12 protein-coding genes are annotated in these 12,621 nt (G+C 71.6%); 8 read left to right on the top strand and 4 right to left on the bottom strand.

Translation table 11 applies throughout. The features are described 5' to 3' along the window. Positions 1-114: 114 nt before the first annotated feature. On the bottom strand, positions 115-2,247 hold the full coding sequence (locus ACWF94_RS18275) for a PIG-L family deacetylase (RefSeq protein ID WP_453488843.1): 2,133 nt from the start codon (positions 2,245-2,247) through the stop codon (positions 115-117). 253 nt (positions 2,248-2,500) lie between these two features. Here ACWF94_RS18275 and ACWF94_RS18270 point away from each other — a divergent pair, with 253 nt between their 5' ends. Continuing rightward, complete coding sequence (locus ACWF94_RS18270; protein WP_453488839.1) at positions 2,501-2,746, top strand: GyrI-like domain-containing protein; 246 nt, start codon at positions 2,501-2,503, stop codon at positions 2,744-2,746. A 62-nt stretch (positions 2,747-2,808) separates the two neighbouring features. Here ACWF94_RS18270 and ACWF94_RS18265 read toward each other — a convergent pair whose 3' ends face one another. Genes ACWF94_RS18265 through ACWF94_RS18255 form a run of 3 tightly spaced genes read right to left on the bottom strand, consistent with a single transcriptional unit; the run spans position 2,809 to position 5,767 of the window. Next, complete coding sequence (locus ACWF94_RS18265) at positions 2,809-3,303, bottom strand: GerMN domain-containing protein (RefSeq protein ID WP_453488837.1); 495 nt, start codon at positions 3,301-3,303, stop codon at positions 2,809-2,811. Beyond that, positions 3,300-5,048 carry an ATP-binding protein gene (locus ACWF94_RS18260; RefSeq protein ID WP_453488834.1) on the bottom strand — a complete coding sequence of 583 codons (1,749 nt, stop codon included), beginning with the start codon at positions 5,046-5,048 and terminating at the stop codon, positions 3,300-3,302. The genes ACWF94_RS18265 and ACWF94_RS18260 overlap by 4 nt, the downstream gene beginning before the upstream one ends. 23 nt (positions 5,049-5,071) lie before the next feature. Next, positions 5,072-5,767 carry a response regulator transcription factor gene (locus ACWF94_RS18255; RefSeq protein WP_453488831.1) on the bottom strand — a complete coding sequence of 232 codons (696 nt, stop codon included), beginning with the start codon at positions 5,765-5,767 and terminating at the stop codon, positions 5,072-5,074. Between the two features lie 134 nt (positions 5,768-5,901). Between ACWF94_RS18255 and ACWF94_RS18250 the strand changes: the two genes are divergently transcribed. From ACWF94_RS18250 to ACWF94_RS18220, 7 genes are all read left to right on the top strand, one after another. Beyond that, a complete protein-coding gene (locus ACWF94_RS18250; protein ID WP_453488828.1) occupies positions 5,902-6,648 on the top strand; it encodes a hypothetical protein in 747 nt (248 codons plus the stop codon). Next, positions 6,645-7,748 carry a peptidoglycan-binding protein gene (locus ACWF94_RS18245; RefSeq protein WP_453488825.1) on the top strand — a complete coding sequence of 368 codons (1,104 nt, stop codon included), beginning with the start codon at positions 6,645-6,647 and terminating at the stop codon, positions 7,746-7,748. The genes ACWF94_RS18250 and ACWF94_RS18245 overlap by 4 nt, the downstream gene beginning before the upstream one ends. Beyond that, positions 7,745-8,620 (top strand): ABC transporter ATP-binding protein, encoded by an 876-nt coding sequence (locus tag ACWF94_RS18240; protein ID WP_453488823.1) that lies wholly within the window; start codon positions 7,745-7,747, stop codon positions 8,618-8,620. Before ACWF94_RS18245 ends, ACWF94_RS18240 begins: the two co-directional genes overlap by 4 nt. After that, a complete protein-coding gene (locus ACWF94_RS18235; RefSeq protein ID WP_453488820.1) occupies positions 8,617-9,810 on the top strand; it encodes an ABC transporter permease in 1,194 nt (397 codons plus the stop codon). Before ACWF94_RS18240 ends, ACWF94_RS18235 begins: the two co-directional genes overlap by 4 nt. 208 nt (positions 9,811-10,018) lie before the next feature. After that, positions 10,019-10,471, top strand: a complete 453-nt coding sequence (locus ACWF94_RS18230) for a hypothetical protein (RefSeq protein WP_453488818.1) — start codon at positions 10,019-10,021, stop codon at positions 10,469-10,471. Between the two features lie 43 nt (positions 10,472-10,514). Beyond that, complete coding sequence (locus ACWF94_RS18225) at positions 10,515-11,957, top strand: hypothetical protein (RefSeq protein ID WP_453488815.1); 1,443 nt, start codon at positions 10,515-10,517, stop codon at positions 11,955-11,957. Continuing rightward, complete coding sequence (locus ACWF94_RS18220; RefSeq protein ID WP_453488812.1) at positions 11,954-12,472, top strand: hypothetical protein; 519 nt, start codon at positions 11,954-11,956, stop codon at positions 12,470-12,472. Before ACWF94_RS18225 ends, ACWF94_RS18220 begins: the two co-directional genes overlap by 4 nt. Positions 12,473-12,621 lie beyond the last annotated feature (149 nt).

The following is a 12,621-nucleotide window of genomic DNA, read 5'->3' as shown; positions in this document are numbered from 1 at the left end:
CCCCACACCTTCGGGTGTGGGGCCTCTTCGGCTCTCCGTTTCGGCGTCTTCGTTTCGGCTCTCCGTTTCGGCTCTCCGTGCGGAATGGGCCCGCCGCCGTGGGATGGGCCCGCGTCATGCCTTACGGGCTGAGTGCCGGGCGCCCGTGCGGGCCTCCGGGCGCCAGATCCAGGGGTGCGCGTCCGCGCCCATGCCGACCGCCGTGGCGCCGTAGGAGCCCGACAGCATGGTGGGGGTGTCCACCGGCACGGTGCCCTGAGTGCGCGTCAGCGTCGCCCCCCGTACGAGCAGCTGCATCCGCCCGCGCAGATCCCGGCTGAGCAGCGCCGGGCCGTTCGGGGTCGTGGCCGCGCGCACGGGGCCGTAGCCGAACAGCCGTATCCGCCGGCCGCGGGTGCCGTCGGGCCGTACGGAAGTGATCGCGGCGGCGGCGGGGCCCCGGTAGTAGAGCTGTACGCCGCCGTCGGGGGCCACCACCGCGGCGACCGGCTCCCCCGGCCGCCGAGTCGCGCTGTCCGCCACCAGCGCCACATCACCCGCGGGGGTGTCCTGCGCCCAGTGGTGCACGGAACCGCGTCCGGCCGCGAACACATGGACCAGACCCGCGCCGTCCACGACCGCCGAGAGACCGTCCTGCACCTCGTCGCCGCCGAGTTCCCGCCAGCCGTCCCAGCGCCCGTCCTGGGCCCGTACCCGCGTACTGATGCCGCGACCTGAGTCGCGTACGAAGAGATGCACCCGGCCGTCCGGGGCGGTCACCGCGACCGGCACACCGATACGGCGGCCCCGGTCGTCGTCGCGCTCCGGGTTGCCGAGCCCGCTCCAGGCCAGGAACTCCCCGCCGGGTGCCCGCTGTTCCAGGAGCACTATCTCCCGCCGGTTCGGGGCGCCCCGCCCGCCGAGTTCGGCGAACCGCAGCCCGAACAGCAGCTGCCGCCCGTCCGGGAGGACCGCCGAGCCGAGCGCGGGCGCGAGCGGGCCGCCCCCCAGATCGTCCGGGGCGCCCCACTCCCCGCTGCCGGGCCTGCTCTCCCGCCAGCGCACCGCGCGCAGCCCCAGTACCCCGTACGCGGCGAGCCGCTTGTCCGGTTCGACGCCGACGGCGGTCCCGGCGCCCGGATAGCGGTGGACGGTGGAGCGCACCCACCCCTTGCGGTTCGTCAGCGGACGGTCTCCGCCGACGCTGTAGTCACCGCAGCCGGACGCGTTGCCGCAGTCCCAGTCTGGGGCGCCGCCGTAGGGCACCAGATGGCCGGCCTTCTCCTTAAGGACCTGCGGCGGGAGGTTCTTGGGCCAGTGCCGGTTGTAGTAGCCCCGGAAGGCGTTGGTGACGAACCCGGGCACCTGTCCGCCGTCGGCCGTCGCCTCCGCCACCCAGCGCACCATCGCCGCCCAGCTGAAGGACGCGACGGCAGTGTGGTCGCCGTGGTCCGAGTACCCGGGCTGCTCGCTGTCCCGCCTGCGGGTCCGCTCGTCGCTGTGCTGCATGTCCGGGTCGGGGTCCAGGGTCTGGATCACGGTGGGCCGGTACTGGTCCATCAGCCCCACGAGGACGTCTATCAGCTCGTCGTAGTCGTAGCCGACGGTCCTGCGCAGCGGGGACTCCTTGGCGAGCACGGTGTGCAGGCCCAGCGCCCGGTCCGCCCAGAGGCTGGGCAGCGCCATCCAGCGGCGGCGCGTGTGCATCGGCAGATTGAGGAAGATCAGCTCGACCCTGCGGTTGCCGTTGGTCAGCGTGTTGATCTCGGCGAGGTGGTCGCGCCGCAGGGAGACGACGCCCTTGGTCCAGGGGGTGAACTTGTCGAGCCCGATGAGGGTCGCGTACGCCTGCCGCAGCCCCTGGTGGCGGGCGGAAGAGTAGGCCGGGGGGTCCGCGTGCGCGGTGCGCTGCCCGGGGACGTGGTTCTTTCCGGTGTGCTCGCCCGCCGTGACGTACACGGAGACGAGAGGCACCCCGCCGTCGAGCATCCGCTGGGTGTCCGGGTTCATGAAGTACAGATCGTCGTCCGGGTGCGCGACTATCTGCATCAGCTGCGCCCGCCGCGAGCGCGCGATGCGCATGCCCGGTGCCGGATCCGCCGCGGGTATCGCCCGCTGTGGCGCGGGCACGGAGCACCCGTTGAGCGCCCCGGCCCCGACGGTCGCCCCGAGCGCGGTGAGCACCCCGAGGAGGGTGCGACGGGTGGGTTTACGGCGTTTGCGGCCCGGCCGGTCGTCGGGCTCCTCGCTGATGCGGGCAGCCGTCATCCGGGCAGGAACAAGTCCGTCGTTCACGTGGGTGTGTGCTCCGTCCGCTTCCCCCCGCAGCGGGCGGGCGTTGGCTGCCGCCATCTGCGTGCTGTGGTGTGTTCTGGGGCGAACGGGCTGGTCAGACCCGTTCGCGAACAACTAGACGGATTATCGACATGCTGGGTTGCCTCGGAGTGTGTGCACAGTTCATCCGACCGGGGCGCGCGGGGGTGTTGGGGGGCGTGGGCGCGGTCGCCGGGCGTCGGGCCGAATGCCTCGAACGCCGGCGGGTCTTGATCTACTGGCGCTGAGATGTCCCGGACAGCTCGGACGGCGCAGCTGCCTCTACGACGACGAGGCCGCCGCGCTGCACGAACTCCACCACCCCTACCTCGCCGCCAACGGCCTGCGGGAAGCGGGCCTGCACCATGAGATCTACCTCAGTGACCCCCGCAGGACCGCGCCCGAGAAACTGCGGACCGTCCTGCGCCAACCGGTGCAGCACATCGGCGAGTAGCGGCCCCCCTGCGGGCTGTCACGAACCCGCCCGCCTCACCATCCGTTGCCTCACCTGCCGCCTCACCCGTCGAGGAACTCCCCACACCGGTACGGACCCAGTACGTCGCCCTCGGGCGGGCGCAGGGTGACTTCGACGTCGTCGGCTCTGACCTTCGGGTCGAGTACGGACTGGGCGCGCGCCAGCGTGCACACGAGCTGGCCCGTGCCCTGGTCGCGCCCCGTCGCCGCGTAGGGCTCTTCGAGGCGCACCGTGACGCGGGTGCCCTTCCCGGCCACCGAGTAGCCGCCGAGCTGGACGAGGGAGGTGAGCCCGGCGCTCTGTTCGGCGAGCGGTACCTGGGCGTGCAGCAGTTTCACCACCGAGCCGAGGTCCTTGATCTCCTCGTCGAGCAGGGGCACTCCGCGCAGCCCGCTCGCGGACACGTAGTACAGCCGTACGCCGCGCGTCAGCCCGGACGCGGGCTCGCCCGCGTCGACCACGCCGGTCGGCTGGACACCGCAGCCCATCAGGGCGACCCCCAGGACGGCGATCACGCCCCACTGCCTGACCTTCACTCCGTGCCTTCTCTCGTACGTCGCAGGGGCAGCCGCAGGGTGAACACCGCGCCGCGCCGCGATCCATCGCGCGCATCGGCCGTTGCGTCGGCCGTTGCGTCGGCCACGGCGCCCATGTGGGCCGTATCGGATACGTCGGCCACGTCGGCCACGGCGCCCGTATCGGATACGTCGGCCACGTCGGCCACGGCGCCCGTATCGGATACGTCGGCCACCTCGATCGTGCCGCCGTGCAGCCGCGCGTTCTCCAGCGCGATCGCCATGCCGAGCCCGCTGCCCTGCCCGCTGCCCTGCCCGCGGTCGTCGGCCGCGTCGCGCGTGCGGGCCGCGTCCGCCTTGTAGAACCGGTCGAAGACCCGCTCCCGCGCTTCCGGCGGCAGCCCGGGACCATGGTCGGCGACCACCAGCGTCACCCACTCCTCGTCCGCCCTGAGGGCGACTTCCAGGGTCACGGTGACCGGCGGGGCCCCGTGCCGCAGCGCGTTGCCCACCAGATTCGCGACGATCACATCGAGGCGGCGCCGGTCGACCACCGCCCGGACGCCCTCAGGGAGGTCCAGCCGCACCCGGTCCGTCCAGCCGCGCAGTGCCAGCGACGCCCGTACGGTGTCGGCGAGGTCGGTCTCGGCCGCGTTCAGCCGTGCGGCCTTGGCGTCGAAGCGGGAGATCTCCATCAGGTCCTCGACCAGCCGGGACAGGCGCTCCGTCTCCGCGCCGACGGTACGGGCGGCCCGCGCCGCGTCCGGCGGGAGCTGGTCGGCGTCCTCCTCCAGGACGGTCGCCACCATCGTCATCGCCGCCAGGGGCGTCCGCAGTTCGTGCGACACGTCCGCCACGAAGCGGCGTGCCTTCGCCTCCTGCTCGCGCAGTTCCGCGTCGGAAGCCTGGAGCGCGTCGGCGGTCTCGTTGAACGTCCTCGCCAGATCGGACAGTTCGTCGTGCCCGGTGACGGCGACCCGGCTGCCGAGGTCACCGGCCGCCAGTTCGCGGGTGGCCCGGCCCAGCTTCCGTACGGGACGAAGGACCGTTCCCGCGGCCAGCAGCGCCAGGACGGCGGCCAGCAGCACCACCGGCACGATGCCCGCCCGTACGGAGTCCAGCAGGGCGGCGGTGTCGTCGCTCTCGGCCCCCAGATCGCTGATCGCGAAGACTTCCAGACCGGAGTCACGGCGGTCGCCGTCGCTGTACGTCACGGGCAACCCGACGACCAGATAGGGCTCGCCCCGCCACATCACCCGCTGGAACCGGGCCCCGCCCCCGGCGCGTACGGCGGCGCGCAGCTCGGGCGTGATCCGGCTCTCCGTATCGGCGTATGTGTCGGATACGGCGACGAGATCCTCGAAGCGCGCCACCACCGTACGGTCGCCGACGCCCACGCCCTCCGAGACCTCCTCGGCGAACCGGGACAGCGACCGCTGGTCGGGCGGTATGTCGAAGTCGGCGGCGACCGTGGCGACCCGCTCCCGGAGATCGTCCACGGCGGCGTTCTGGGTGCGCTGGAGGACGGCGGTGCGGGCGTCCCGGTAGGCGAGGGCGGTCGCGGTCACCGCGCTGACGAGGGCGACGACGACGAAGGCGACGACGAGCCGGACGCGCAGTCCGCCGGTGAGCCGCCGGGAGCGCCGCGCCGGGCCGGCGGCGGGCCCGCCTGCCCCCGAGCCCGTGCGCTTGCGCTCGCGCCTGCCCGGGCCTTCACCCTTGCCCGAGCCCGAGCCTCCGTCAGCGCCTTCACCCGTACGCCTCATGCCTCGCATACGCCTCGTACGCCTCACAGCGGCCCGAAGCGGTAGCCGAAGCCCCGCACCGTCTGTACGTACTTCGGCTTCGCCGGTACGTCCTCCAGCTTGGCCCGCAGCCGTCCGACCGCCGCGTCCACCAGCCGCGAGTCGCCCAGGAACGTGTGGTCCCAGACGGATTCGAGGAGCTGCTCCCGGCTGAAGACCCGGCCGGGGGAGGCCGAAAGCTCCAGCAGCAGCCGCAGTTCGGTGGGCGGCAGCGCGATCGGGCCGCCGTGCTTGGTGACGGTCAGCCCGGCGCGGTCGATCACCAGCCCGGCGAAGCCCGCGTCCGGCCCCCGTGCCTGCCCGGACGGTTCGGCCCGCCGCAGCGCGGCCCGGATGCGTGCTTCCAGTACGGGCGCGGTGACCGGTTTGACCACATAGTCGTCGGCGCCCGCCTCAAGACCCCGCACGATGTCCTGGTCGTCGCCGCGCGCGGTCAGCATGATCACCGGCAGGGTGGTGGTCCTGGCGCGGATACGGCGGCACACCTCGAAGCCGTCCATGCCCGGCAGCATCAGGTCCAGTACGGCCAGTTCGACCTTCCCCCCGCCGGTGCCGTCCAGCAGGGCGAGGGCTTCCTCACCGGTGGCCGCCGTGTCGACGGCGTACCCGTGCCGGCGCAGCACCAACTCCATTCCGTCCCGTACGGACGCGTCGTCCTCGATGAGCAGTACATGCGGCATGCGGTCGATTATGGGCACGGCGACCGCTGCTCCGCCGCCCCGGCAGACGATGGATGTCCAGGTCGGGGGCATTGTTACGTGCTCATCATGTGGCCATGGAGGGGCCATCACGTGGCGTGGCGAAGGTTTCGGGCATGACCTCGAAGACGGCCCTCCGCGACTCACGCACGCCTTTCCGCACCTCGAAGACGGCCCTCCGCGCCCCGAAGACGACCTCCCCCGGTTCGAAGACGGCCTCCCGCACCTCCGCCCGGCGGCGCCGCCTGACCGCGCTGGCCGCGATCCCCGTCCTCGTCTTCGCGGTGGCGGCCTGCGGCAGCGGTGACGACGACGCGAGCGGCGCGAAGAACCACGGCATCGCCGATGTACCGGACACCTCGTCCACCTCGGCGGGCTCGAAGCCCGCGAAGAGCGACAGCGCCCCCGGCACGCCCGCCGGAAAGAGCGCCTTCTACGACGCGCAGCTGAAGTTCGTCCAGTGCATGCGCGCCAAGGGCGGCTACCAGGACTACCCGGATCCCAAGCTCAGCGGCCATCTCGACTGGTCGAAAGTCAACGAGATCGGCGCCCAGCCGGGCCGCAACGACGGCATCAAGGCGGGCAAGAACAACGTCTGCGTCAACGAACTCCAGGCCGCCATGGCGGCCGAGCCCAAGCGCGACCAGCAGAAGTCCTACGAGTCGATGCTCGCGCACGCCAAGTGCATGCGGGACAACGGCGTCTCCCGGTTCACCAACCCCGTCATGAGCGGCGGTAACGCCGTGCCGGGCGGCGACCCCAACCCGGCCTCCCCGACCATCGACACGGACTCACCGGCGTACAAGCAGGCCCGCGAGGCGTGCGAGACGAAGCTGCTCGACGGTCTGGACGGCATGCAGTGAAGCGCCGCACCACCCTTCTCACACTCGGCGCGGTGACCGTCGCCGCAGCCGTCACCGGGGGCGTCCTGTTCCTCGGCGACGGCGGCGACGGCGGTGACGGCGGGGACACGGGCCCCGCCGGGCGCGTCGGCGACCTGCCGCCCGCCACCGCGACCGTCGTACGTACCGACCTCGTGCGGTCCAAGACGGTCGACGGCAAACTCGACTTCGCGCAGCACCGCCCCGTGAAGTCCGCCGTCGAAGGCACCGTGACGGTGGCCGCGTCCGAAGGGAAGACGCTGCGCAGGGGACAGGCGCTGTACGAGCTGAACGACAAGCCGGTCACCCTCCTCTACGGCCCCGTCCCCATGTTCCGTGAGATGAAGGCGGGCGACCGGGGCAGTGACGTACTCCAGCTGGAGCGCAATCTGCGCGACCTGGGGTTCGGATCGGAGCTGTACGCCGACATCCGGTACGACAAGGACACCGAGGCCGCCGTCAAGCGGTGGCAGAAGTCCCTGAATCGCGACACCACCGGCCGGGTCGGCAGGGGCGATGTCGTCTTCCAGCCGGGCGAGGTCAAGGTGGCCTCGGCCGAAGCGGCGCTCGCCGACCAGGTCGGCCCGGACGAGACCGTTCTGACGATCGCCTCCACCAAGCCCGTCGTACGGGCGCGGCTGGAGCAGACCGACGGCGCGCTCACCTCACCGGGAACCAGGGTCGAGGTCACCCTGCCGAGCGGGAAGACGGCGGCGGGCAAGGTCGCCGGGACCGTACGCCCCGAGGAACCCGCGTCCGGGGGCGGCGGGGGCGGCGGCGCCCAGGAGGAGATCACCGTCGAGGTCGTCCTGAACGGCGGGGCGGGCGCCGCGTCCGGCGAGGACGCCAAGGCGTCGGCGAGCGTGAAGTTCGTCAGCGAGGCGCGCAGGGGAGTCCTCGCGGTCCCCGTCGAGGCGGTTGTCGCCCTGCGCGGCGAGAACGGCGGCTACGGCCTCCAGGTCGTCCAGGGCACCACATCGAAGATGGTGCGGGTGGAGACGGGCATGGCCGCCGACGGGCAGATCGAGGTCTCGGGCCCGGATGTGCGCGAGGGCATGAAGGTCGGAGTGGCGACGTCATGACGCGCGCGTCCGACCCGGCGTCGGTCCTCTCGGACTCCGCACCGCTCTCATCCGGCCCGGTGATCGACGTACGGGACGTCACCAAGTCGTACCCCGGCGGTGTCCACGCCCTGCGCGGCGTGAACCTCACCGTCGAAGCGGGCGAACTTCTCGCCGTCGTGGGCCCGTCCGGCTCCGGAAAGTCCACCATGCTGAACGTGGTGGGCACCCTCGACAAGCCCACCACGGGCACCGTCCGGGTCGCCGGATACGAGGTGTCCCGGCTCTCCGACTCCCGGCTCTCCGCCCTGCGCGCCCGCCACATCGGCTTTGTGTTCCAGCACTTCCACCTGGCGGTGGGGCGCGACGCGGTGGACAACGTCGCCGACGGGCTGCTGTACGCGGGCGTCCCGCTGCGGGAGCGGCGCAGACAGGCCCGGGAGGCGCTCGCCAAGGTGCGGCTCGACCACCGGTACTCGCATACCCTGAACGAGCTGTCCGGCGGCGAGAAGCAGCGCGTGGCGATCGCCCGCGCCCTGGTGGGCGACCCCCGGCTGCTGCTGGCGGACGAACCGACCGGGGCGCTGGACACCGCGTCCGGCGAGATCGTCATGAAGCTGCTGCACGAGCTGAACGCCACAGGCACCACCATCTGCGTGATCACGCACGACAACGAGATCGCGGACTCGCTGCCGCGCCGGGTCCGCTTCAAGGACGGCGAGATCGTCGCGGACTCATGGGCGGGCGGGCGCTCTGGGGCTCGGCGGGAAGAGGCCGGGGCCTGCGGGCACGAGGCCGGGTCCCGCCGGAGCGAGGCGGCGCCACGCCCGGAAGTGGCCGGGCCACACCCCGAAGTGGCCGGCTCCCGTACGGCAGAAGAGGCAGGTTCATGAGGAGCGACCTCAAGCCCGCCCGTCTCTCCCTCCGCGACATCCTCCGCGTCGGTGCGGTCGGCCTTCGCGCACGTCGCGCGCGCGTGGTGCTCTCGGCGCTCGGTATCGCCATCGGGATTGCCACCATGGTCGCGGTCGTCGGCCTGTCCGAGTCGAGCCGCGCGGGTCTGATGGCCCAGCTCGACCGCCTCGGCACCAATCTGCTCACCGCCGAGGCGGGCGACGACCGCGAGGGGAAGGCCATCAAACTCCCCAAGAACGCGGTGGCGATGGTCGAGCGCGTCGGCCCGGTGCGGCACGCCACGGCCACCGCCGAAGTCGACGCCCGTATCCGCCGCAGCGATGTGGTCCCTGAGGAGCGCACCGCAGGCGTCACCACCCAGGCGGCCCGCACCGATCTGCTGTCCGCGCTCGGCGGCGAGGTCGACAGGGGCGTATGGCTGGATCCGGCCCGCGAACGCCTCCCGGTGACCGTCCTCGGCGCGGTGGCGGCGGACCGGCTCGGCATCACCCGTACCGGCGAGACGATCGTGATGAACGACAGACGCGTGGTCGTCGTCGGCATCCTCAAGCCGCTCGAACTGACCCCCAACCTGGACCGGGTGGCCATGGTCGGCTTCCCCGCCGCCGAGCGCTACTTCGGCTTCGACGGCCATCCGACCACCGTCTTCGAGCGCTCATCGGACGCCTCGGTGGAAGACGTACGGGCGGTCCTGGCCCGCACCGTCAGCCCCGGCAACGAGGCCGGCGTCAAGATCTCCCGCCCCTCGGACGCCCTGGCCGCCAGAGCCGCCGCCGACAAGGGCCTGACGACCCTGATGCTCGGCCTGGGCGCGGTCGCCCTGCTGGTCGGCGGCGTGGGCGTCGCCAACACCATGGTCATCTCCGTCCTGGAACGCCGCCAGGAAATCGGCCTCCGCCGCTCCCTGGGCGCGACCCGGGGTGCCATCCGCCTCCAGTTCCTCACCGAGTCCCTCCTGCTGTCCGCCCTGGGCGGCGCGGCAGGCGCACTGCTGGGCGCCGCGGCGACATTCGGCTTCGCCCGCGCCCAGGGCTGGACGCCGGTGGTCCCGCCCTGGTCCCTGGCCGGCGGCCTGGCCGCCACCCTCCTCATCGGCGTGATCGCGGGCCTCTACCCGGCCATCCGCGCCTCCCGCGTCCATCCGACGGTGGCGCTGAACGCGACGTGAGCGGGTGTACGGGAAGCCCTGAGCCGGGTTGTACGGGACGACCCGGCCCCGGGTCAGCGCAGGTGGCCCGCACACCCGCGAACCGGCCACGCCCGCCGTCCCCCTGGCCGGGGTGGGCCTTTCGCCTGATGAGCCCGGGTACGTAGGTTTGAGCACAGGTTGAGCACAGGTTTGAGCAAGGGACGAAAAGTACTACGGGGGTGGGCCGGTGGCCTGGGACGAATGGACACGCATCAAGGCGGAGGCGGCCGAACGGGGGACCGCCGCGACCCGGCTGAACCAGCTCCCCCCGGACAGCGGAGGCGGCGGTACCGGCGGCGGTACCACACCGGATCTGGCCTCCAGTACGGCGGAGAAGCAGGCGGCGGCCAAGGCGATCAACGACCGTCTGGAGCCCGGCGTCCGCGGCGACGGCAAGCACGCCACGGAGAGCGTGAACGCGGCCGTCAAGGAGTTCGCGGCCCGCGACGGCCACGGCTGGGACACCTCCGGTGCCCTGAAGAAGGCACAGGAGACCTGGGCGAAACAGGTCGGCACACTGCTGGACCGCCTGGCGGCCGAGAAGAGCCTGCTGGGCCGGACCGCCATCGACTTCCACAACAACGAACTCGACATCGCCGCACAGTTGGCCAGGCGCTCCCGGATCGCCCCCGACCAGTGAACGACCGGCTCCAGGGGGACGCGTGCCGACGTACCACGAAGCGATGAGCACCGACCTGGCCACCCTCGGCACCGCCGCCGACAAGTGGGACGAGATGGCGGGCCGATTCAAGAAACTGGAGGACGCCTACGAGCGGGAGGTCCACGGCATCTCGCTGGGCACCTCCTGGCTGGGGCTGACCGCCCAGGCGGCGAACGCCCGCTTCGACGTGACACTCAAGGAGTTCCAGGGCGCCCAGCGCGAGGCCAAGGCGGTCGCCGCCATCCTGCGCGACGCCCACACCCAGCTCACCGACCTCCGCACCCGCCTCACCACGGTGCGCGCCGCCGCCGTCAAGGACGGCATGCGCGTTTCCGACCAGGGCGTCGTCGCCTTCGACACCGAACGCCTCACCGACACCCAGCGCGCCGCCTACGTCCACACACCCGACTACCAGGAGGCCGCCCGCGCGAAGGTGACCGAGTGGGCCGAACGCCTCGGCCAGGCCCTTAAGGCGATCACCGCCGCCGACGACGGCATCCGCCTCGCCCTCGCCGCCGCCGTCCTCGACACCGATTTCTTCGACGGCACCCTCAACGGCTTCAACCGCCAGGCGACCGAGGGCCCCTACCCCTCCCTGGAGGAGGCCGGCAAAGCCGCCGCCATGCCATCGGACCGCGCCAAGGTCGCGGACTGGTGGCGGGGCCTGGCTCCGGCGACGCGGGGCGTACTGCTCCAGGAACGCGGCGACGAACTGCGGGCGGCGGGGATCATGGACCCGCAGTACGAGTGGACTTCGCCTGATCCTGGGTCGGGGGAGTTCGATGTGGAGAAGCCCACGGCACGGGATATCTGGCTCCACGCCCAGGCTCTCGGTATTGCGACAGCCGGAGATATCAAAGGGGAAGTCGGGGCATCACGCAATATGGAGCACTACCTCCGAGCCACCGGCGAACCCCTGAAACTCGACGTGGACCGGATGCTGCACGACGATTCCGGGTTCCGGTCAGAAATCGAGCGGGAGCATCTGGCGCGCGGACAGGACGCCTGGCGGCAGAAGGCATTGGACGAGTTCCAAAGGGCCGGAGGAGACAGGCCCGTGGCCGTACCGGTCGAGAGCGACGCCGAGCACCGCACTCTGAGGAGTGGCGAGTGGTTCCACGCGGTCGGGTCCCACGCACAGAACGTCTCCGGGATGGTCACGGTCACACCGGGCACGGACGGCGGCGCCCCCAAGGTCTCACTCGACTACCAGGTGAACGTATGGGACCGCTACAACTGGGACGCGGGCAAGGCGACCAACCTGCCCGGCGGAATCACCATCTCGGACGTGGACATGGGGCGCCTGCACAAAGTGGGGTTCGCCCAGGAGTTTGATATGCGAGGAAGTAGCAGCGCGTACTCCCACGATCTCAACGGCTCCACTCCTCCTGGCGTCGCACCGGGTGACCCGGGGCGTGAAGGCACGCGCGCCGATGTGTCGCGGGGCGAGGAGAAGAACCGATGACGCACAGGCGTAAAGCCCAGCAACGCCGCACCGCCTACCTGGTCACCATCCTCACCACCGGGCTACTGCTCACCGGCTGCACTGCCGGTGAACGCTCTGTGGACAAGGACCGATACCCGGCCTGGCAAAAGGGAGCGGGGGCGCCCGAGGCCGCCGCCTTCATGAAAGTCCAGGTGCCCAAGGGGGCGACGGAAGTGAAAGGCGCCGTGCGGCTCCAGCCGCAGGAGAGGGTGTATCTGCTCGCCTTTCTCACCGACGAGAAGACCGCCGAGTCAATCGCCGCCGATCTGCGCCCCGACCACCCTCTGAAGGCCGAAGACGCGTTCTCCTCACTGAGCGGTGACGGCTTCAAACATCTGGGTCTCACGCCCCCGCAGGACCTCGACAGCGTTCGGTCGGCGACGGCGTGTCCGCCGTGTGTCGGCGATGAACGTCGGAAACACATTCAAGGCGTCGAGATCCATGTGAGTGAGGGCGCGGGTGACCGCGTGCGGGTGTATCTGACGGCGTATTGACCCGGCCCGAGGAGCCGAGCGGTATGGGACGCGGAAGCCCGCTGTGACCAGGGCCCTGGTGCGGCACGAGAATGGACGGAGTGGGCCGGTCGGCTGTATGCGACCCGCCCACACACGGCTACACCTCGGTGAAGATTTACTCGGCGGTG

This window comes from Streptomyces sp. NPDC055078 (assembly GCF_053607985.1).
This window is presented reverse-complemented; position numbering and strand designations above follow the sequence as displayed.

Bases quoted from the DNA above. Each gene is read 5' to 3' on its own strand.
- ACWF94_RS18225 (WP_453488815.1), top strand. From the start codon at position 10,515: ATGAGCACCGACCTGGCCACCCTCGGCACCGCCGCCGACAAGTGGGAC.
- ACWF94_RS18270 (WP_453488839.1), top strand. From the start codon at position 2,501: ATGCCTCGAACGCCGGCGGGTCTTGATCTACTGGCGCTGAGATGTCCC.
- ACWF94_RS18260 (WP_453488834.1), bottom strand. From the start codon at position 5,048: ATGAGGCGTACGGGTGAAGGCGCTGACGGAGGCTCGGGCTCGGGCAAG.
- ACWF94_RS18255 (WP_453488831.1), bottom strand. From the start codon at position 5,767: ATGCCGCATGTACTGCTCATCGAGGACGACGCGTCCGTACGGGACGGA.
- ACWF94_RS18235 (WP_453488820.1), top strand. From the start codon at position 8,617: ATGAGGAGCGACCTCAAGCCCGCCCGTCTCTCCCTCCGCGACATCCTC.
- ACWF94_RS18240 (WP_453488823.1), top strand. From the start codon at position 7,745: ATGACGCGCGCGTCCGACCCGGCGTCGGTCCTCTCGGACTCCGCACCG.
- ACWF94_RS18275 (WP_453488843.1), bottom strand. From the start codon at position 2,247: ATGACGGCTGCCCGCATCAGCGAGGAGCCCGACGACCGGCCGGGCCGC.
- ACWF94_RS18220 (WP_453488812.1), top strand. From the start codon at position 11,954: ATGACGCACAGGCGTAAAGCCCAGCAACGCCGCACCGCCTACCTGGTC.
- ACWF94_RS18250 (WP_453488828.1), top strand. From the start codon at position 5,902: ATGACCTCGAAGACGGCCCTCCGCGACTCACGCACGCCTTTCCGCACC.